Here is an 18,960-nt window from a genome sequence, read left to right as displayed (position 1 = left end):
GCCCGTTTTCCAGTCTCGAAACCTGCCTGAGACACCTGTGCGCTTGACAGCCTCGCGCGCTGAGGCCAAGCCTGCGTTCATGTTCGATATTCGCCCCGTCGCCTATGTGATCGGCCTGCTTGTGGCTTGTCTTGGCGCCACCATGCTGCTGCCGATGCTTGTGGATATCGCCGAAGGGCGAAATCATTGGCCTGTGTTCTTCGAAAGCTCGGTTATCACCATGTTGGTCGGCGCTTTGACAGCGCTGGCCTGCCGAAACGCCGTCAAGGAAGGGCTGACAATCCAGCAGACCTTCCTTTTGACGGTTGGCGTCTGGGCCGCTTTGCCGGTCTTCGGGGCCTTGCCATTTTATCTTGGCGCCACCCAGTCCAGCTTTACCGATGCTTATTTCGAAGCGATGTCAGGGATGACCACCACCGGATCGACAGTGCTGTCCGGACTGGAGACGCTGCCCAAGGGCCTGCTGCTTTGGCGGGGGTTGATGCAATGGTTGGGCGGCATCGGCATCATCGTGGTCGCGATGGTGTTCCTGCCTGAACTGCGTGTTGGCGGTATGCAGATTTTCAGGACGGAAGCCTTTGAGACGATGGGCAAAATTCTGCCGCGCGCAACGCAGATTTCCTCGTCCATTTCCACAATTTATGTCACGCTCACCCTGCTGTGCGCTGCATCCTACCTGTTGTGCGGTATGAACGCCTTTGACGCGTCTGTGCACGCGTTGACGACCATGTCGACCGGCGGCTTTGCCAATTACGATGCATCTTTCAGCACGTTCTCGGGACCAGCGGAATATGTTGCATCGGTTTTCATGATCCTCGCGGCCCTGCCGTTTGTCCGCTATGTGCAAATGGTCGCGGGCAATCAGACCGCCTTGTTCCGCGACACGCAGGTCCAGGTCTTCTTGATCACCATTGGCGTGCTTGTCGTGGTAACCTCGATCTCCCTGCTATGGATTTTTCCACACCATCCTGAACAGGTTGTGCGCGAGGCGCTGTTCAACATCACCTCGATCATTTCCGGCACCGGCTATGCCAGCGTGGATTACATGCAGTGGGGGCCGTTCCTGATCATGCTGTTCTTCTTTATCGGGCTGATTGGAGGCTGTGCAGGGTCGACCGCGTGTTCGGTCAAGATCTTCCGCTATCAGTTGCTTTTCGCGTCGATCAAGGTGCAGCTGAAACGAATCTATTCGCCCCACGGGGTGTTCACGCCGCAATTCCAGGGCCGCCCCGTCACAGATGAGGTCCTCAGTTCCGTGATGTCCTTTTTCGTGTTCTTCGTCGTGTCGATGGGGGTTTTGTCCGTCGCTTTGGCGCTGACCGGACTGGACTTTATCACTTCGGTGTCCGGCGCAGCGACGGCGATCGCCAATATCGGCCCCGGACTGGGGGATCAAATTGGCCCGGCAGGCAATTTTGCCGGGCTGAACGACGCGGCGAAATGGATGCTGAGCTTTGCTATGCTGACTGGACGGCTGGAGGTTCTGGCCGTCTTTGCCATCTTCACCGTACGTTTCTGGAGAGACTGATGCAAAAACCATTGGGTGCGCAGATCTCCCATATGCTCAAGACGCGCGGCGTCGAAGTGATCTTTGGCATCCCCGGGGTGCACAACGTCGAAATGTATCGCGGCATTGAAGAGGCTGGCATTCGCCACGTTCTGGCCCGGCACGAACAGGGTGCGGCATTTATGGCCGATGGCTATGCCCGCGCCACGGGGCAGCCGGGTGTGTGCTACCTGATCACCGGACCGGGCTTTCTGAATGCCATGACCGGTCTTGGGCAGGCCTACTCGGATTCGGTTCCGGTGCTCGCTCTTGCTTCGTGTCTCGATGAAACCGCGGCGCGGCGCGGACAATTGCACCAGATGCTTGATCAGTGCGGGGCAGGGGCCACGGTTTGCGATTGGTCGCTTGAGGCCCGCAGCGCAGCTGCCGCCTATCAGTTGATTGACCGGGCTTTGTCGGAATTCTCCTCCCGGCGTCCCAGACCCAAAGCCATCCATGTCCCGATTGACCTGCTCGGAAGCCTGGCTGAGCCTGCGCCCGATGCTGCGCCGGTTGTCCGAAAGGCACGGGCCTCCAATGAAGATCTTTACGCGGTGATCGAAGCGGTGCTTGGCGCAAAAAAACCGCTGTTCGTTTTTGGTGGCGGTGCCAAATCAGCGGCCCTAGCCATTCCCGAGGTGCTGCGTCAAACCGGTGCGGCGGGTTTGACCACCTATGCGGGCCGCGGCCTTGTGCCGGCGGATTATCCCTTGTTCCTTGGCTCTTATCTGGCGCGGGAAGGCAGCGCACGCATCGCCGCCGAGGCTGATTTGGTCGTCGCGGTTGGCACCGAACTGTCCGAGGTGGACCTTTGGCGCGACGCCTTGGGCCATGACTGCCCTATGATCCGCATCGACATTGATCCCGAAGTGCTGGCGCAATGCCGGACAGCTGACAGCGCCATTCAAGCCGAGGCTGGCGCTTTTCTGAAGGCCATGTCCATCGCCATCCCGGCTCGCACCGAAGATCGCCCGCCCTGCTGGGACGCCGCCGAGATTGCCAAAACCCGCGCCCATTGGCGCGCAGAAATCCGCGCTGAGCGCCCGGGCATTGTCGAGATAACCGATGCCCTGCGCGAAGTGATGCCCGATGACGCGATGATCTATTCGGACATGACGCAATTTGCCTATGGTGCCAAAGAGGTCTGGGACATGCCGCGCCCCGGTCATTGGCATCACCCTTACGGTTTCGGCACGCTGGGGTATGCCTTGCCTGCGGCGATTGGCGGCGCTGTCGCCCGCCCGGGCTTGCCCACCTGCGCGATCCTTGGCGATTACGGGCTGCAATACACCCTGCCGGAACTGGGAACAGCGGTCGAGCTTGGCCTTTCTCTGCCCATCCTGCTGTGGGACAACGGCAAACTTGGCGAGATCGAAGACAGCATGGTCCGCTCACAAATCGCGCCCAACGCCGTGGTTGCCCGCAACCCTGACTTTCTTGCGCTGGCCAAGGCCTATGGCGCGGAGTCCGTTCAGCCTGAGACGCTCGCCGATCTGCAAAGCGCGCTGATCACGGCGTTTACCGCCGGGCGGCCTACTTTGATCCGTATGACATCGGCTCTGGTCTGATCACGGACCTTTTCGAGAGCTTGCCATCCCAGAAAACGAACAAGGCGCCAAGGCCAGAGGCCCGGGCGCCTTGAAATATGCCGTTGCGACGGCGGGGTCAGCCCCGCCGCCCGGCTATGTCATCCGATTTCGGCCAAACGGGCCAAAGCCTCTTTCAGTTGCGCCTCTTCTTCTTCGCGAGCCGCCAGATTGGCTTTGGTCTCTTCGACAACCTCTGCCGGGGCGCTTTCCGCGAACTTGGGGTTGTTCAGACGTCCGCGCAGACCGCCCAGTTCCTTGCCCAGTTTGCCCAGCGTCTTTTCCAGACGGGCCTTTTCTTCGCCGACGTCGATGATATCGGCCAAAGGCAGGCCAAAAGTCGCGCCGCCGACAGGAACGGTCACGCAGCCTTTGGGGAAATCCGAAACCTTTTCAAGGCTTTCGATCCGCGCAAGCCGCTTGATCAGGGTCTCGTTGCGGTCCCACGCGCCCTGTTCGCCTTCGCCGATCTGCGTCACCAGCATGGGCACATAAAGCCCGGCAGGCACGTGCATCTGCGCGCGGGCCGAGCGCACACCTTCGATCAGGCTGATGACCCAGTTCATTTCGACATCCGCCGCCGGATCAACCAGTTCGGCGCCATAGGTCGGCCAGTCGCCAAGCACCAGAAGTTTTTGACGCGCGCCTAATTCGCCCCAAAGCTCTTCGGTGATATAGGGCATGATCGGGTGCAGCAGGATCAGGCATTGGTCGATGACCCAAGCCATGGTTGCGCGGGTCTCGGCCACGACGGCTTCGTCCTTGCTGTCGAAAAGCGGCTTGGAGAATTCCAGATACCAGTCGCAGACCTTGCCCCAGACAAAGGCATACAGCGCGCTGGCGGCGTCGTTGAACCGGTATTCGGTAAGTGCTGCATCGACGATTTCCCGCACCTTGGCGGTTTCGCCAACGATCCAGCGGTTGAGCGTCGCCTTCGGCGCAGGGATGGCCCCGTCCGAGCCAACAGCGCCGTTCATTTCGGCAAAACGGGCAGCGTTCCAAAGCTTGGTGCCGAAATTGCGATAGCCGGTGATCCGGTCGACCGAAAGCTTGAGCACGCCGCCGATGGACGCCATCGAAGCATTGGTGAACCGCAGCGCATCGGCGCCGTATTCGTCAACGATCTCAAGAGGATCAATGACGTTTCCGGTGGTCTTCGACATCTTCTTGCCCTTCTCGTCACGGACAAGCTGGTGGAGATAGACCGTGTGGAAGGGGATCTTGTCCGCCATCGGTTTGTCGTCGAGAACGGCCAGTTGCATCATGATCATCCGGGCGACCCAGAAGAACAGGATATCCTGCCCGGTGATCAGCACATCGGTCGGGAAAAAGCGCTTGAGCTCATCCGTTTCCTCGGGCCAGCCGAGCGTACCCATCGGCCAGAGGCCCGAGGAAAACCATGTGTCGAGCACGTCCGGGTCGCGCCAGACCGGATAAACCAGTTTGGTCGGATCCTGATCATGGGCTTCGTATTCCGCCAGAGAGTGGGCCAAAGCCTCGACCGCGGCGTGACGATCCGCCACCTCAACCACACGCGCGTGATTGAGCGGCGTCGGCAGCGAGGCCAGCACATCGTTGAACTCGGCGGTCACAGCACCGAAATCATGAGCGGCGTGGTGGCGTTCGTCGCCAAGCAGCAAGTTCTGATCCAGCAACAGTGCCCCCATTTCGACCAGATCAAGCGCACCGTCATGTTCGTCGTCATAATCGCGGTTGGCTTGCAGATCGAAACCATACCAAACCGGGATCTGGTGCCCCCACCACAGCTGGCGCGAGATGCACCAAGGCTCGATGTTCTCCAGCCAGTGGTAATAGGTCTTCTCGCCGCTCTCCGGGATGATTTTGATGTCGCCGTTTCGCACCGCGTCGAGCGCCGGGCCGACGACCTTTTCGGCATCGACAAACCACTGGTCGGTCAGCATCGGCTCGATGACCACCTTTGAGCGGTCGCCAAACGGCTGCATGATCGGCTTGGCCTCGACCAGCGGAACTTGCGTCACCTCTTGATCCTCGTCGCCCTTTTTCTTCTTGGGCAATCCAAGGCGCGGATCATCGGAACGGGTCATCACGGCCAGACCCTCGGTGGTGATCTCGGCAATCACGGCCTCGCGCGCCTCAAAGCGGTCCAGCCCGCGCAGGTGGTCGGGAACAAGATTGATGCTGTCGGCCTCTGCCTCGCTCAGCGTGCGCTTGCCCTCGGCCACTTCCATGGCGATGGCGGCGGCTTCGGCATAGGCCGCGCCGTCGGCCCGCATGTGGCCGCGCGTGTCCATCAAGCGGTACATCGGAATGCCGCCGCGCTTGGCAACCTGATAGTCGTTGAAATCATGCGCGCCGGTGATCTTCACCGCGCCCGAGCCGAAATCCTTGTCCGGGTATTCATCGGTGATGATCGGGATCAGGCGGCGATGCTCTTTCGGGCCAACGGGGATCTCGCAGAGTTTGCCGACGATGGGCGCATAGCGTTCGTCACTGGGGTGCACGGCAACCGCGCCATCGCCCAGCATGGTTTCGGGGCGCGTCGTGGCGATCGAGATGTAATCGCGTGTCTCTTCGAGCACGACATTCCCGTCTTCGTCTTTTTCGACATAGGTATAGGTCGCGCCGCCTGCCAGCGGGTATTTGAAGTGCCACATGTGGCCGGCAACTTCGATATTCTCGACCTCGAGATCGGAAATCGCGGTTTCAAAATGCGGATCCCAATTGACCAGGCGCTTGCCGCGATAGATCAGGCCCTTTTCGTACATGTCGACGAAAACCTTGATCACCGCATCGTGGAAATTGCCCTTGGAATCCGCCTCGGGGGCGCCGGGGGCTCCGGACATGGTAAAGGCGTTGCGTTCCCAATCGCATGAATTGCCCAGACGTTTCATCTGATTGATGATGGTCTGGCCGTATTCGGCCTTCCAGTCCCACACGCGGCCAAGGAATTCCTCGCGCGTCATGTCGGTGCGGCGCTTGCCTTCGTCGGCCAACAGCTTTTTCTCGACCTGCAGCTGGGTGGCGATGCCCGCGTGGTCCTGTCCGGGTTGCCAAAGCGTGTCAAAGCCTCGCATCCGGTGCCAGCGCACAAGGATATCCATCAGCGTGTGATTGAAGGCGTGGCCGACGTGCAGCGCGCCGGTCACGTTGGGCGGTGGCAGCATGATGCAGAAAGAGTCGTCCCGCGACTTGTTTGCGCCTGCGCGGAACGCACCGGCCTTTTCCCAAGCCTCGTAAATCCGCGGTTCTGCGGTTTTTGCATCGAAACTTTTGTCCATCGCCATCGTCTTTGATCCCGTCTGAGTTCTGCCTTGGCAGATACCGGGAAGGGGGCGGGATTGGAAGGGGGGAGAAGGCAAGGTTGCGGCGCGATCGCTGCGGCAAAAACGAAAACGGCGACGCTCAGGGAGGAGGAGAGAGCGCCGCCGTTCCAGTGCACGGGCACCCCAGGGAGGAGGAGAGGGGCCCCGATCTCGAATTTCGCGCGGCGGTGCCCGGGAGGAGGTGGACACCGCCGCTTCGTATGTAGAACCCAGGGAGGAGGAGAGGGTTCCGCATTACGGGGCCCGAAAGCCGCTATTTTTGCGACAGCCACCCAGGGAGGAGGAGAAGGCGCCGTCGCTTCATGATGTAGGGCCTAAGGGAGGAGGAGAAAGGCCCGGCATCAATGTCTGGAGCGATTGTGACGCTCCGTAATTCCGTGCAGCGGCCACCCAGGGAGGAGGAGAGGGCGCCGCTGCTTTCGATGTTGGCCCTCAGGGAGGAGGAGAGAGAGCCTTCATTTTTGGTGGGCCATCGGGCCCGGTAATTTTTGCGGTGACGCCAGGGAGGAGGAGAGGCGTCACCGCATAGATCCGAAAGGGTCAGGGAGGAGGAGAGACCCTTGCGGAATTCTTACATTTCGTAGGCCGCCTGATAGGCGACGCGGCGGATCATGGTACGGTTCAGGCCCAGATCGGAAAGTTCACGGTCGCTCAGAGATGCCAGTTCGCGGTAGGTCGTCTTGTAGACGTTGCGGCGGGCAAAGCGCGCGCGGATGTCGATCAACATGGACGACAGGCGGGCGCCGAAAGAGTTTTGCGAGCGGGTGTTAAGATCGGTTGCGTATGCCATTGTGTTTGTGCCTCATTGGCCATCTGTTTTGTGGTTGCGCTAAACATGGGGCAAATGCTGCAACTGCACAATAGGCAGAGCGGCAATGCTGCTATGCAGCAAATGCATGGTTGGAACGCCTGTTAACTTACCGTTAAGCTTGAAAAATGTGCGAATAGCGGGTTTTGGTTGAGTTGACGCTGGGGCACTGATGCGTAAACAGGCAGAGTGAAAAGAGGATGAGCATGACTGACCTGAAAGGTGCCGTTAGGGAAGCTTTGGCACGGCTGGAACTGCCTGACGGCGGAAACATGATTTCACGGGATATGATTCGTGCGCTGACGGTCGAAAGCGGTAATGTGCGCTTTGTGATCGAAGCGCCGTCACCTGAAATCGCGCGTCTTATGGAGCCATTGCGCAAAGCGGCCGAGGCCGCAGCGGGGCAGGTGTCGGGGGTCGAGTCGGTCTCCGCGGTTCTGACGGCGCATGACCAACCCAAAGCGCCAAAGCTGAAGTTCGGCGGACACGCTCAGCCGCAAGAGGGGGTGATGAAGCCACCGGGCGTCAAAACCATCCTTGCGGTGGGGTCGGGCAAGGGCGGCGTGGGCAAATCCACGGTTTCCTCGAATCTGGCTGTTGCATTGGCGAGAGCGGGCAAAAAGGTGGGCCTGCTGGATGCGGATATCCACGGCCCATCGCAGCCGCGCATGTTCGGTCTGACGGATAAACCAGCCAGCCCGGACGGAAAGACGATCATCCCCTTGCAGGCGCATGGTGTCACGGTGATGTCAATCGGCTCGATGTTGGCCGAGGAAAAGGCCGTGATCTGGCGCGGCCCCATGTTGATGGGCGCCCTGCAGCAGATGCTGATGCAGGTGGACTGGGGCGAACAAGACGTCTTGATCGTCGATCTGCCGCCGGGAACCGGGGATGTGCAGCTGTCCTTGTGCCAAAAGAGCGAGGTCGCCGGGGCGATTGTCGTCTCGACCCCGCAGGACGTGGCTTTGCTGGATGCACGCAAGGCGTTGGACGCCTTTGCAACCCTCAAAACGCCGGTTTTGGGGCTGATCGAGAATATGGCGGTCTTTACCTGCCCACATTGCGGCAAGGATTCGCACATCTTTGGCCACGGCGGAGTGGCGGCAGAGGCCGAAAAGCTGGGCATCCCGATGCTGGCACAATTGCCAATCGATCTGGACACCCGGTTGGGCGGTGACGGTGGCATTCCGGTGGCCTTGGGCGATGGGCCGATGGCGCAGGCCTATGCGCTGCTGGCGGATCGGCTGATCAAGGGCGGTATCGTGTAAGCGAGACAAAAGGGGGCTCTGCCCCCGCCGCGGCCAAGGCCACGGCGCCCCCGGGGTATTTGGAACAAGATGAAGGGCTAATACGCGCGCGAGAGTTGCAGGAAAAGGTCCGTCACCAGCGCTGCGGGATCGACGTTCACGCGGCGTGCATGACGGGCGCGATCCGAGGCGTCCTGCGCTGATTGAGCCCAGCGGCGAGCGGCGGCGGCATCCGGGGCAAGGTGCTGCAGGGCTTTAAGCTCGCCCGGGGCGGCTTCGGCCCGCGGCGGGACACCGGTGGCACCGGTGCGTGCAATGCGCGCGGTCAGCTGGTCCGTCAGGGTCAGGAGCAGATCGAGCCGTTCTTCGCGGGCCTTGCCGGCGCAGGTGTCGGACAGGGCCAGCAGTCGGGGGCGGTCCATGTTGGGCAGGCTGCCGAGGATCGCCAAAAGATCCCTGTATATATTGAGGCCATCGAGGTTGAGCAGCCTTATGGCCGCGCCGACCGAGCCGCTTGCGAGTTCGGTGAGGGCGGCGGCGTCTTGCGGCGGCACCGGGATTTCGGCCTGCGCCAGTGCTTGGGTCATCTGGTCCTGGCCCAGCGGCGCAAGGCGCAATTCGCGGCATCGCGAGCGGATGGTGGGCAACAGGCGCGCGGGTTGATGGGAGATCAGCAAAAGGGTTGTGCGGGCGGGCGGTTCTTCCAACATCTTGAGGATGGCGTTGGCGGCTTGGGTGTTCAGCTCGTCGGCCGCGTCGACGATCACCACGCGGCGCCCGCCATCTGCCGACGAGAGGGCAAAGAAATTCGCCAGTCTGCGTACTTCTCCGACGCGGATATCGGTGGCCAGCTTGTCACCCTTGTCGTTCGGGCCCCGGCGCAGCAGGAACAACCCCGGCTCGGACAGCGCTAGCATGCGGCGCGAGACCGGGTGCTCGGCGTCGATGTGAAGGGTTTCGGGGGGCGGCGGGGCGCCAAACAGGCCATCTTCCTGAGCCTCCGGCGTGGCGAGCAAAAAGCGCGCGATGTGCCAGGCCAGAGTTGCCTTGCCAACGCCGCGCGGGCCGGTGATCAGCCAGCCGTGGTGCAGGCGCCCTGTGGAGAAAGCGTTCAGAAAATCCGCCTCGGCCTTGCCCTGACCGAAGAGCCGCACGGTTTCGCGCGGGTGCGGGGCGCCGGAAATGCGGTCCGGTTCTGGCAGGGCGTCCGGGTCGCTCATGTCAGGTGAGGCTCGACTGCGCCGCGGATGTCGGCGGCGACGGCATCCGGCGTGCGATTGCCGTCGATCACGCGAAACCGGGCGCTGTGTTCCTGCGCCAGTTCAAGAAACCCCGCGCGCATCTGTTCCTGCAGGGGCAGACCGAAGTCTTCAAAGCGCTCTTCCTCGGTGCCGCGTGCCTTTGCACGGGCGAGGGCGGCGGCTGGATCCATGTCGATCAAGACCGTCAGGTCGGGTTCGACCCCGATCATCAAATCATGCAGCGCGTCGACCTTGGCGCGCAGCCCGGCGCGGCCCTGATACATCCGTGTCGAATCCGCGAAACGGTCACAGATCACCACCTCGCCGCGCGCAAGGGCGGGCCAGACGACGCGTTCCAGATGGTCGCGGCGCGCGGCAGTGAACAAGAGCAACTCGGTGTCGGCGGACCAGCGGTCAGGCTCGCCCTGAAGCACAAGGGCGCGGATTTCCTCGGCGCCGGGGCTGCCTCCGGGCTCTCGCGTCAGTAGCACGTCGCGGCCAAGCGCGCGCAGATGTTCGGCCAGCGCGCGCGTCTGCGTTGACTTTCCCGACCCGTCGATACCCTCGAAACTGATGAACAGGCCCTTCTGGCTCACATTGTCTCCTCGGGCTGACTTTGCAGGCGCGCCAGAAGATTTTTGCTGACCGTCATCATGCGATCCATAAAGCCGCCCGCCTCAACCGCGTCCTGCGCAAACAGCGGCACGCGAGTTTCCGGCAACCCCTCGGGCGAAATGATCAGTTCGGCCAATTGCTGGCCTTGCTTGACCGGAGCTTCGACCGGGCCGGTATAAACGACCTCGGCCTTCAGACCGCCGGGGGTGGCCAGCGGCAAAAGCAAGGTCACGTCCTTTTCGGCCATCAGGCCCACGCTGTCCTCGGCGCCCAGCCAGATATCGGCGCTGGCGATGGCCTTGTCCTTGGTGACAATGGTCTGCTGTGCGAACTGGCGGAAGGCCCAGTTGACAATGCTTTCGGATTCCTCGGCGCGCGCTTTGGCGCTGTCCAGCCCGGTGATCGCGAAAATCACCCGGCGCTCACCTTGCTTGGCGCTGCCCACCAGACCGTAGCCTGCCTCTTGCGTGTGCCCGGTCTTTAGCCCGTCCGCACCAATCCCCAGTCCCAGCAACGGGTTCCGGTTATAGCGGTTCTGGCTTTCCGTTTCGTCAAAGAGGAACTCCGCCTGAGAGAACATCGGGTAGAATTCGGGGAAATCTTCGATGATACGGCGGGCCAGCAGCACCAGATCGCGCATCGACATCGCATGCCCCTGCGCGGGCCAGCCGTTGGAATTCTTGAAGGTGGAATTTGTCATGCCAAGCTGCTGCGCGCGCTGGGTCATCAACCGGGCAAAACCGTCCTCTGTCCCATCGGGCGACAGGGCCTCGGCGATTACGACACAGGCGTCATTGCCCGAAAGAACGATGATGCCATGCAGCAGATCATCGACTGTCACACGCTCACCGGCCTTCAGGAAAAGGGTCGAGCCCGCGTAATCCATTGCGTGTTGCGACACGCGCAGTTCTTCGTCCAGCCGGAGGCGCCCGTTACGGACCGCCTCGAAGGCAATATAAAGCGTCATCAGCTTGGACATGGAGGCCGGGGGCAGGGCGTCATCGGCACGTTTGGCCATCAGGACAGTGCCGGTGGTCTGATCCATGACAAAGGCCGCCTTGGCGCGGGTGTCAAAGGCAAAGGCCTGTCCGGCCATCAATGCAAGCGCGCAGGCGCCAGCCAAAAGAGTGCGGGGGAGGACGGTCATGGGTCGGCTCCTCAAAGGATTTGCGAGTCGTCTTTCTTATCGCCGATTGCGGCGGGGCTGTCACGCGCAGGCGGCGGGGTTTTGCGCTCGTAATCATAAGGCTGGTCTGTCAAGGATGCGCGTCTGATCCCCGGTCGCAACGGACCTAGCGCATCCAACCCTTCTTCCAGATGTACCAGAGCAATCCTGCGGCCGAGCCGACCATCAGGAGGAGCGCAAAGGGATAGCCCAGATACCACCCCAATTCCGGCATGTTCCAAGGCGAGGCCGTGCGGTCGAAGTTCATCCCATAGAGGCTGGCGATAAAGCTGAGCGGCATGAACAGCGTCGCCACCAGCGTGAGCACCTTCATCACTTCATTCAGCCGCATGCTCACACTGGAGATATGGACGTCGACCAACCCTGACGCGATCTCGCGATAGGTTTCGACGATGTCCATCAGTTGAATGGTGTGGTCATAGCAGTCCCGCAGGAACGGCCGGGTCTCGAGGGCAATCAAATCATGTTCGTCGCGCACCAGATTGTTGAACATTTCGCGATGCGGCCAGATCGCCCGCCGCAAAAGCAAAAGATTGCGCTTCATGTCATGAAGCTCTGCGATGTTGCCAAGCTCAGGTGACCGCACAACGCGGTCCTCCAGGGCTTCAAGAATGTCGCCCTGGCGTTCGAGGGCAGGAAAGTAGCCGTCAATGATCGCGTCCAGCAAGGCGTAACACAGATAGTCCGACCCGGCGCTGCGAATGCGGCCCTTGGCATTTGTGATCCGGTCGCGGGCGCGGGTGAAACAATCGCCGGGCCGTTCCTGAAAGGTAATGAGATAGCCATCCCCAAGGAAGAACGAGACCTGTTCGGTGTCGATCGAGCCTTGCCCGTCAAGCATCAAGGCAACCAGAAACAGATGATCCGAATATTCTTCGACCTTTGGCCGCTGATGCGAGGTGACCGCATCTTCCAAGGCAAGTTTGTGCAGCCCGAACGCTTCGCCGACGTCAGAAATCAGCTGGGTATCGCCGAATTGCACGATATCGACCCAAATGACCGGAAAGTCCTTTCGTAGATCAACGATGGCGGACACGTTGGTCACGGTTTGATCCAGTATGCGATCCGGGCCGAAAGCCATGACCCGTATGTTTGGCGCCCCGGACGAGCGCCCGACAGTCAGCTGCCCCGGAGCCGAGCCGGGCGGGGATTTACGCGTGGATTTGACCAACGCCGATTTCCGTTTCAAAACACGTCTCTTCTCAAAACATGGGTTTCGCGAACGATAGGCGCCTGTGGGTCTGGATGCCACCAGAACCTTGATGCGCGCGGCGATTGAAGGTTTTGGAAGGGCCAGACCGGCGGCCTTGCTTCCAAAGAAAAAGCCCCCTCCGCGATGGCGGAAGAGGCCGTTGATGTTGCATTTGAAGCGGTCAGTTGGAGACGGCGTAAGCGTCCGTAAACCCGGTATCCTTGATCTTGGTCAGCAGGGCCGAAAGCTCAGGCTTATCCTGCGCCGGGCCGACCACGACACGCCAAAAGACCTTGCCGTTCGAGTTGTGCTTTTTCACTGTCGGAACCATGCCCGCCTGGCGCATCGCTGTCGCAGTGTTGTTGGCGTTCTGTTCGACGCTGAAAATCCCGATCTGGATAAAGGGCTTACTCAGTTTCGAAGGTTTCGCCGGGGCAGGGGCAGCAACGACGGGCTTGGGCGCGGCAGCCGGTGCAGCTTCGGGTTTCGACGGCGCCAGCGCGGCAGTTTCAATTGCAGCGGCTGCGCCCGAAACGACCGGGTCCAGGGCGCCTTCGACAACGTCCGGCGCGGCTGGCATCGTACCTTCCATCGCCACCGGCTCGGCCATCGGTTCAGGGGCCGGGGCGACTTCTTCGCGCTTGAGCGCCACGACGTTCAGATTGTTCGGCTGACCCGCCAGCATACCGAGCGCGGCCGCAGCATCCGACGACACCTGAAGGCGCGGACCGGGCGACTGCCGTTCACGGCGGAACAGGGCGCCAATCACGAATTTGCCGTTCTGTTCGTTGCGGATGATCACGCGGCCCGGTTCATCCACATCGGGATGCGCCACCCAGACACCGCCCAACGAGGGCCGTCCGTCCCAAAGGCCTGCTTCGGTGGCTTTGAAAATCTCTGGCGCTTCAATGTCGCGCTCAATCGTTTCGCCGCCGAAATCGCTGGATGCGGCGCGCGTGACTTCAGCCTCGCCGCCGCCCGATTTGGCTTGCAGGAACGACGGCATCTGCCCATCCGCGCAAGCTGATAATGCGAAAAATCCTAAGATTAGCACCGAATTGCGCAGCGTATTGCTGCGGAATTCCAAGGTCCACCTGCTCATTTCGTGCCTCTCGCCTTTATATGCGCGGACGTTGCCGCGAACCAAGCCGGGATTTTTTCTTGCCCCGGTCTTTACTGCCTCAATTGGGCACTTCTCGGCCCATTTGAAGCTACACTAACCTTTTGCAGCACACATGAAAAGCCTGCAGGTGCGCTTTGCGCGGATTTTCCCTTGACCGTGCGCTTTTAGAATCAATCAGAGGCGGCTATCTAGCCGTAAGACGGAGGTTTGGCAGAGTGGTCGAATGCGGCGGTCTTGAAAACCGTTGGGCGTGAGAGCGTCCCCAGGGTTCGAATCCCTGAGCCTCCGCCAATATTGGCATGATTTGGCAAATCATTGTTTTTATTGGATTTTCTTGGATACCAAGCTCCTTCCGCCCAATGCACCACACACGTTGGCAGTACCTACTTGTCTGAGTGCGATCAGACCGAAAAAAGGTTTAGCGATAAGCGCCTGATTGGTGCGAGAAGCCACGGGACAGGCGCATCGAAAAAGCGACCTTTCGTCCGTTTGGCGGCAAGAGCGACTAGCTCGAACAACCGGGCGAGCCGACAGAAACCAAAGGCTGGATAGGCCTGCGCTATGACGCAGGCCTGGGCCTGCAATTTCTTAACGCCCTGACCTACGATCCGGAGCGACCGGTTTTTTTGTCCAGCCGGATTGGTTCGATGTGACCAAGCGGGGGCGGGACCATGCGGTATGCTTATGGTTTCAATGATGCGGCGAATTTGAAAGATTCTGGGGGAACTGTACCAAGGCTAAAGACGGAGCTTGCGTCCCCCTGAGGAAAGGAGCCGTGATCCCCAGCAAATGGAGGCTTATCAGCTCGACAAGGCTGAACGAGGGCGCGGAAGCCCGTACGTCTTGGCTCGGGATCCTAAAGCTGAAGGCCTCATCGAGGCCGTTGGCGGATGCGATGACAGTCAAGCCGAACAGGGCATTCAGAACGACTGGTGCTGCCCCATGACTGCAACCCACTCGCCTTCAGGCGGACCTGCAAGCTCGCCGTCTTTACGCGTAGGAGCATCTTCGGCAAGGCAAGGGGAAGTCGCCGAAGGTCGCGGTATCAGCCCGGAAGCAAAGCTTTTTGGACCGCCTCATCCCAGCCCAGATAAAACGCGTTTCCATCGCGGATCACAGGGCGGGCCATCACCTTGGGTTGGGCCTGAATTTGCGCTTCTGCCTCTGAGTTTTTCAACCAATCATTGAGCGCGCGGTAGTCATTCGACTTTCGATCCACCAGCCGATCGCCGAACTCTACAACCAATTCGGCCAATTCTGACGCACTCAGCGGCTCAGACCGGATGTCGCGGAAACTGACGTCCTTGCCTTCTGCCTCCAAGGCCTTGCGGGCCCTTTGGCAAACTGCGCAGGTGCTCAATCCATAAATGATCATGTTGCGATCTCCTTTGGCGATGATCTTGCACTCTCACGCTTCGGTGCGCAAAAGCAACCAAATCGATCGTCTCACGATCCAGATCGGGCGTGACAAGTCGGCGCTTTGGCGGGTAGGTATGTTGGTATGAAACATGTCCCCAAGAAAACAACGGATGACGCGCTTATTCAGGAATTTCTGAACAAGGGCGGCAAGGTCAGCGTTGGAAAAACCAAACCCCTGCCAGCCGAGCTGGGTTTGAGCAACAACGTCTGGAACAACAAGTTGACCAAAGAAGAGAAAAACGCCCGCGACAAGAAGTGAAGCGCAAAGCCACCGCGTTTTTTCGCTTGTTCAACTTCAGGATCCGGCACTTTCAGGAAGAGGTCTCGGGTCCGCAGGATTATCGAGGAAACCGATGATGGACCGCGTCACTGGTGGTTGCCTATGTGGCAAAGTGCGTTTTGAGGCATCGGGCGTGCCGCTCCGCGTTGGTGTTTGCCACTGCATGGACTGCCGAAAACACCACGGCGCGTTGTTTCACGCCTCAGCCATATTCCCACAGCAGGCCGTGACGATCGACGGCGAAACAGGCGACTACGAAGGGCGGGTTTTCTGCCCGATCTGTGGCTCTTCGGTTTTTTCCCGCAGCGAAGGCGAGCTTGAACTGCACCTCGGATCGCTTGATGCTCCGGATCAATTTACGCCTACCTATGAACTTTGGGTTACGCGCCGCGAAGCCTGGTTGCCGCCATTTCCCGAGACGGAGCGTTTCGACAGAAATCGCGATGACGAGGACTGAGCTTTACTCGGTTTGAACCGGGCCTTGGTCGCTTTGCATGTTGCCGTCCTGCGACGAAGGCTGGCGTATCTGCCATTCGGGCGCGGCCCATCATGATCCTGGGGGCGGGCTTCATCCGCTGAATCCTAGATGAAGGCCGTGTTACAACGCCACAATCAGCGATAGTGCCCCCACGATGAGCAGGCTGGACGCCCACATCACATCAAGGTTGAACCAACTCTGCGATAGAAACCGCAGGCCCAGCCAGCGATACACACCGATAGCCAGAATCGCGCCGGCAAGCGTCATGGTCGCGGTGTGCACCAAGGCAACGGCGAGGGCGATCCCTGCGTTGCCGGTCATCAGGTCTGCCGCCGCCGCGTGACCGGCATCGGTTTCGACGGTCCGGCAAAGCCCCAGATAGATCGGCACAAGCATAAGCCCCGCGCCATGTGCCATTGCCGACAGGAAAGACCAAAGGGCAAGCCGTGACGGCGGCACCCGCGCCAGAAAACGCGGATGGCGGCGTTTGATCAACAGGAACAGCCCCAACCCGATCAGCAGGCAGGCAGCTCCGATCTGGATCTCGCGTTGCCATTCGACAAGGAACAGAAGCGCGGCGAAGGGGAACAGGATCGCCGCCATGGCCAGCAGATGCCCAAGCGCCAGCGCCCCCACAGCCTTGTAAAGACTGTACTGCGAGCGCTCCATAAGCGCCGCCGAAACCGCCAGCGGCCAGCCCATACCGGGATTGACCCCGTGGTAAAGACCCGAGGCGATGACGGCCCACCAAAGGGCCGCCGCCGTATCAACATTCGCCACGCCTTAGACGGAGGGGTAACAGAAACTGTCGGTCGAGCAGTCGCCGCCCTCCAGACGGATCTGGTGACTGCGATAGCCCTTCGGAAACTCGACGTAGAAATCTTCTGCCAGCGTCAGCCCGCCATTGTCGCCCACCTGCGCCATGACCATCTGGCCGCCGTCATCACCGGGATAGAATTGGTCATCCCAAGTGGAATACAGCGAGTTGGTCCAGTAGACGCGTTTACCGTCGCGGCTGATCTCGACCATCTGGGGGCCATAGGCAAAAGGTTTGCCGTTGGGATGCGGCGTTCCGCGTGCAATGCCGCCAAGCTCAACCTTGCCGGCCAGCTTTGGATTCATCGGGTCGGAAACGTCGTACTGGTGCATCTCACCCAGCCCCCAGCAAGCGACATAAAGATACTTGTCATCAAGGCTCAGATCGATGTCGGTTACCAGCGGCGGCACCGCTTCGAACCCCTGCAACAGCGGCGGCAGGTTTTCCGGCTTTTCGGGGCGCGGGTCGATGGTGATGGTCTTTTTCGCTTCGAACGTGCCATCGTCCTTCTGCCACCAGGTAAAGATTGCTCCTTGCAGATTGGTCGTGTCCACAACGACGCCGCAAAACCCATAGTCGCGCGACGGGTCATGCGCCGGGCGGATTTCCAGCGCCATCTGGTAGTTCTCGCCAAGGTCGATGGTCTGCACGTTCTTGCGCTGGCGCAGGTTCCAGAAATGGATCGAGTGGCCGTATTTGTTGGACAGAAGATCCTCGGCAACGATGCCGTTTTCAAACTGCGGTGGCAGCCCCCATTCGGAACTGACCATGTAGTCGCGCGGCAGGTTCCACCAGAAGTCATAGTGCTTGTCCTGCTTGCCGCGGTCCATTTCATAGCGACCAAGGATCTCGAAGCTTTCGCAATCCATGATGAAGATGCCCGGAGGTCCGTCCGTGCCGTCCGCGCCGCCACCGCCCAGAGTGCTGACATAGATGCCCTCGGGGCCGCAATGGATCGTATGCGGGCGGGAATAGCCGGTCTTGGCAAAGACCTCCTCGGGTTCGATGATCTTGTGAATCTTCGCCTTCAGCGGGTCCTTGACGTCGATAATGTAGATGCGCGAGGACCGGATGCCCGGAATGATCAGATAACGCCGTTCAAGAAAGGCATGACCCGAAAGCGGCGAGAGCGACGAAGAGCAAGCATTCCAGCCAAAATGGTGAAACTCATCGCCCTTGTTCGGCATGATCAGCTGGTGGACGATCTGGCCGTAGCTGTCGGATGTCGGATCAACATCGACCACCGCCAGTCCATCGGGCTCCGATCCGTCCGGGCTGAGCATCAGCGTGAAGGCCAGCGTTTCCGCCGGGGCCTCCATCGCGAGTTTCGGGGTTGCGTGGAATGTAGGGTCCGGTCTCAGGTTCACAGTCTTTCCTCCCTTAAGTTTTGTCGTTCGTAATGTGTTTCCTCGAATGCCTTCGGGTCACTCTGTCATAGATTGCAGAGTTGGATAAGTGATTTGAGTGTTTTCTCAGTGTGGGTGTTTATCCGCACCGGGCAGATTTCCGTATCTATGCCGAAGGTGCCCTCGGGATCGCGTCAATGCGACGTGGCCCCGGAGCGGTGTGACTTGCCAAATGCGCCTTGCGCCGGTCCCGCATCTATACGCTATTGGATTGTTTTACCGGGGCTTTTCCCAACTACAGGATGTTGATCTCGACGCTGTCCGCCAGCGTATTGGCGATAAAGCAGTAGCGATGCGCGCGGTCTTGCATTTCCTCCAACTCGTCCGGTTTGGGGGTAAAGCCCGCATCAAAGCGCACCACCGGGTGCAGGTCGATGCGGGTCACTGACATCTGGCCGCGGGCGTTCTTGCCAAGATGCGCCACGGCGTAATCCTGATACCCGGCGACCGGCCAGCCGGCCTTGGCTGAAAGGGCGAGGAAGGTCATCATGTGGCAACTGGACAGCGCCGAGGCCAGCGCCTGCTCAGGGTTGGTATTTTCCGGCATGCCGCCCCAATCCGGGGCGGCGTCCACTTGGATCTCGTGGCTGGCGTTGTAGCGCACGGTGTGCTCGGCCTTGTATTGGCCGGGCTGAAAGGCAGGCTCAGCGCGCTGCCAGTTCAGTTCGATGGCAAGATCGGACATCTGTCAGGTTCCAAGGGGCCGGACCG

At 60.3% G+C, this 18,960-nt stretch carries 16 protein-coding genes and 1 tRNA gene; 6 read left to right on the top strand and 11 right to left on the bottom strand.

All coding sequences use genetic code 11. The annotated features are described in order from the left end of the window. Positions 1 to 79: 79 nt before the first annotated feature. Both ACOYQJ_RS03125 and ACOYQJ_RS03120 read left to right on the top strand, forming a co-directional pair. The gene (locus ACOYQJ_RS03125; protein ID WP_422904872.1) at positions 80 to 1,528 is read left to right on the top strand and encodes a TrkH family potassium uptake protein; all 1,449 of its coding nucleotides are present in this window, start codon (positions 80 to 82) and stop codon (positions 1,526 to 1,528) included. After that, positions 1,528 to 3,114: a thiamine pyrophosphate-binding protein gene (locus ACOYQJ_RS03120; RefSeq protein ID WP_422904547.1), complete on the top strand. Its 1,587-nt coding sequence runs from the start codon at positions 1,528 to 1,530 to the stop codon at positions 3,112 to 3,114. The genes ACOYQJ_RS03125 and ACOYQJ_RS03120 overlap by 1 nt, the downstream gene beginning before the upstream one ends. Positions 3,115 to 3,233: 119 nt before the next feature. Here ACOYQJ_RS03120 and ACOYQJ_RS03115 read toward each other — a convergent pair whose 3' ends face one another. After that, a complete protein-coding gene (locus ACOYQJ_RS03115; RefSeq protein ID WP_422904546.1) occupies positions 3,234 to 6,398 on the bottom strand; it encodes a valine--tRNA ligase in 3,165 nt (1,054 codons plus the stop codon). A 610-nt stretch (positions 6,399 to 7,008) separates the two neighbouring features. Next, positions 7,009 to 7,227, bottom strand: coding sequence for a DUF1127 domain-containing protein (locus tag ACOYQJ_RS03110; RefSeq protein ID WP_422904545.1), 219 nt, complete (start codon positions 7,225 to 7,227; stop codon positions 7,009 to 7,011). 224 nt (positions 7,228 to 7,451) lie between these two features. Between ACOYQJ_RS03110 and ACOYQJ_RS03105 the strand changes: the two genes are divergently transcribed. Next, on the top strand, positions 7,452 to 8,513 hold the full coding sequence (locus ACOYQJ_RS03105; protein WP_422904544.1) for an Mrp/NBP35 family ATP-binding protein: 1,062 nt from the start codon (positions 7,452 to 7,454) through the stop codon (positions 8,511 to 8,513). A gap of 77 nt (positions 8,514 to 8,590) precedes the next feature. Here ACOYQJ_RS03105 and ACOYQJ_RS03100 read toward each other — a convergent pair whose 3' ends face one another. The 5 genes from ACOYQJ_RS03100 to ACOYQJ_RS03080 all read right to left on the bottom strand — a co-directional run bounded on the left by ACOYQJ_RS03100 (position 8,591) and on the right by ACOYQJ_RS03080 (position 13,732). Further along, positions 8,591 to 9,712, bottom strand: coding sequence for a DNA polymerase III subunit delta' (locus ACOYQJ_RS03100; RefSeq protein WP_422904543.1), 1,122 nt, complete (start codon positions 9,710 to 9,712; stop codon positions 8,591 to 8,593). Continuing rightward, positions 9,709 to 10,329, bottom strand: coding sequence for a dTMP kinase (gene tmk / locus ACOYQJ_RS03095; protein WP_422904542.1), 621 nt, complete (start codon positions 10,327 to 10,329; stop codon positions 9,709 to 9,711). The genes ACOYQJ_RS03100 and tmk overlap by 4 nt, the downstream gene beginning before the upstream one ends. Then, on the bottom strand, positions 10,326 to 11,495 hold the full coding sequence (locus ACOYQJ_RS03090) for a D-alanyl-D-alanine carboxypeptidase family protein (protein ID WP_422904541.1): 1,170 nt from the start codon (positions 11,493 to 11,495) through the stop codon (positions 10,326 to 10,328). Before ACOYQJ_RS03090 ends, tmk begins: the two co-directional genes overlap by 4 nt. A gap of 145 nt (positions 11,496 to 11,640) precedes the next feature. Beyond that, positions 11,641 to 12,723 carry a magnesium/cobalt transporter CorA gene (gene corA, locus ACOYQJ_RS03085; protein ID WP_422904540.1) on the bottom strand — a complete coding sequence of 361 codons (1,083 nt, stop codon included), beginning with the start codon at positions 12,721 to 12,723 and terminating at the stop codon, positions 11,641 to 11,643. Positions 12,724 to 12,907: 184 nt separating this feature from the next. After that, a complete protein-coding gene (locus ACOYQJ_RS03080; protein WP_422904539.1) occupies positions 12,908 to 13,732 on the bottom strand; it encodes an SPOR domain-containing protein in 825 nt (274 codons plus the stop codon). A gap of 318 nt (positions 13,733 to 14,050) precedes the next feature. Between ACOYQJ_RS03080 and ACOYQJ_RS03075 the strand changes: the two genes are divergently transcribed. After that, positions 14,051 to 14,140: transfer RNA gene (locus ACOYQJ_RS03075), tRNA-Ser, on the top strand. A 754-nt stretch (positions 14,141 to 14,894) separates the two neighbouring features. Here ACOYQJ_RS03075 and ACOYQJ_RS03070 read toward each other — a convergent pair. Further along, positions 14,895 to 15,224, bottom strand: coding sequence for an arsenate reductase family protein (locus tag ACOYQJ_RS03070; RefSeq protein ID WP_422904538.1), 330 nt, complete (start codon positions 15,222 to 15,224; stop codon positions 14,895 to 14,897). 126 nt (positions 15,225 to 15,350) lie between these two features. Between ACOYQJ_RS03070 and ACOYQJ_RS03065 the strand changes: the two genes are divergently transcribed. Then, positions 15,351 to 15,527 (top strand): hypothetical protein, encoded by a 177-nt coding sequence (locus tag ACOYQJ_RS03065; protein ID WP_422904537.1) that lies wholly within the window; start codon positions 15,351 to 15,353, stop codon positions 15,525 to 15,527. A gap of 97 nt (positions 15,528 to 15,624) precedes the next feature. Next, positions 15,625 to 16,005, top strand: a complete 381-nt coding sequence (locus tag ACOYQJ_RS03060; RefSeq protein ID WP_422904871.1) for a GFA family protein — start codon at positions 15,625 to 15,627, stop codon at positions 16,003 to 16,005. A 141-nt stretch (positions 16,006 to 16,146) separates the two neighbouring features. Here the strand turns inward: ACOYQJ_RS03060 and ACOYQJ_RS03055 are convergent, their stop codons facing one another. The 3 genes from ACOYQJ_RS03055 to ACOYQJ_RS03045 form a co-directional block, all read right to left on the bottom strand. After that, complete coding sequence (locus ACOYQJ_RS03055; protein WP_422904536.1) at positions 16,147 to 16,806, bottom strand: hypothetical protein; 660 nt, start codon at positions 16,804 to 16,806, stop codon at positions 16,147 to 16,149. A 3-nt stretch (positions 16,807 to 16,809) separates the two neighbouring features. Further along, on the bottom strand, positions 16,810 to 18,210 hold the full coding sequence (locus ACOYQJ_RS03050; RefSeq protein ID WP_422904535.1) for a selenium-binding protein SBP56-related protein: 1,401 nt from the start codon (positions 18,208 to 18,210) through the stop codon (positions 16,810 to 16,812). Positions 18,211 to 18,484: 274 nt separating this feature from the next. After that, complete coding sequence (locus tag ACOYQJ_RS03045) at positions 18,485 to 18,934, bottom strand: OsmC family protein (protein ID WP_422904534.1); 450 nt, start codon at positions 18,932 to 18,934, stop codon at positions 18,485 to 18,487. Positions 18,935 to 18,960 lie beyond the last annotated feature (26 nt).

Source organism: Pacificoceanicola algae, from assembly GCF_049341065.1.
Taxonomy (GTDB): domain Bacteria; phylum Pseudomonadota; class Alphaproteobacteria; order Rhodobacterales; family Rhodobacteraceae; genus Pacificoceanicola.
Note: the sequence above shows the minus strand (reverse complement) of the source record. Positions and strands in the feature narration are given on the sequence as shown.

Excerpts from the sequence above, each read along its gene's own strand:
- ACOYQJ_RS03045 (WP_422904534.1), bottom strand. The coding sequence starts at position 18,934 with ATGTCCGATCTTGCCATCGAACTGAACTGGCAGCGCGCTGAGCCTGCC.
- ACOYQJ_RS03080 (WP_422904539.1), bottom strand. The coding sequence starts at position 13,732 with ATGCCGTCGTTCCTGCAAGCCAAATCGGGCGGCGGCGAGGCTGAAGTC.
- ACOYQJ_RS03060 (WP_422904871.1), top strand. The coding sequence starts at position 15,625 with ATGGACCGCGTCACTGGTGGTTGCCTATGTGGCAAAGTGCGTTTTGAG.
- ACOYQJ_RS03070 (WP_422904538.1), bottom strand. The coding sequence starts at position 15,224 with ATGATCATTTATGGATTGAGCACCTGCGCAGTTTGCCAAAGGGCCCGC.
- ACOYQJ_RS03090 (WP_422904541.1), bottom strand. The coding sequence starts at position 11,495 with ATGACCGTCCTCCCCCGCACTCTTTTGGCTGGCGCCTGCGCGCTTGCA.
- ACOYQJ_RS03120 (WP_422904547.1), top strand. The coding sequence starts at position 1,528 with ATGCAAAAACCATTGGGTGCGCAGATCTCCCATATGCTCAAGACGCGC.
- ACOYQJ_RS03100 (WP_422904543.1), bottom strand. The coding sequence starts at position 9,712 with ATGAGCGACCCGGACGCCCTGCCAGAACCGGACCGCATTTCCGGCGCC.
- ACOYQJ_RS03110 (WP_422904545.1), bottom strand. The coding sequence starts at position 7,227 with ATGGCATACGCAACCGATCTTAACACCCGCTCGCAAAACTCTTTCGGC.
- ACOYQJ_RS03125 (WP_422904872.1), top strand. The coding sequence starts at position 80 with ATGTTCGATATTCGCCCCGTCGCCTATGTGATCGGCCTGCTTGTGGCT.
- ACOYQJ_RS03065 (WP_422904537.1), top strand. The coding sequence starts at position 15,351 with ATGAAACATGTCCCCAAGAAAACAACGGATGACGCGCTTATTCAGGAA.
- ACOYQJ_RS03115 (WP_422904546.1), bottom strand. The coding sequence starts at position 6,398 with ATGGCGATGGACAAAAGTTTCGATGCAAAAACCGCAGAACCGCGGATT.
- ACOYQJ_RS03105 (WP_422904544.1), top strand. The coding sequence starts at position 7,452 with ATGACTGACCTGAAAGGTGCCGTTAGGGAAGCTTTGGCACGGCTGGAA.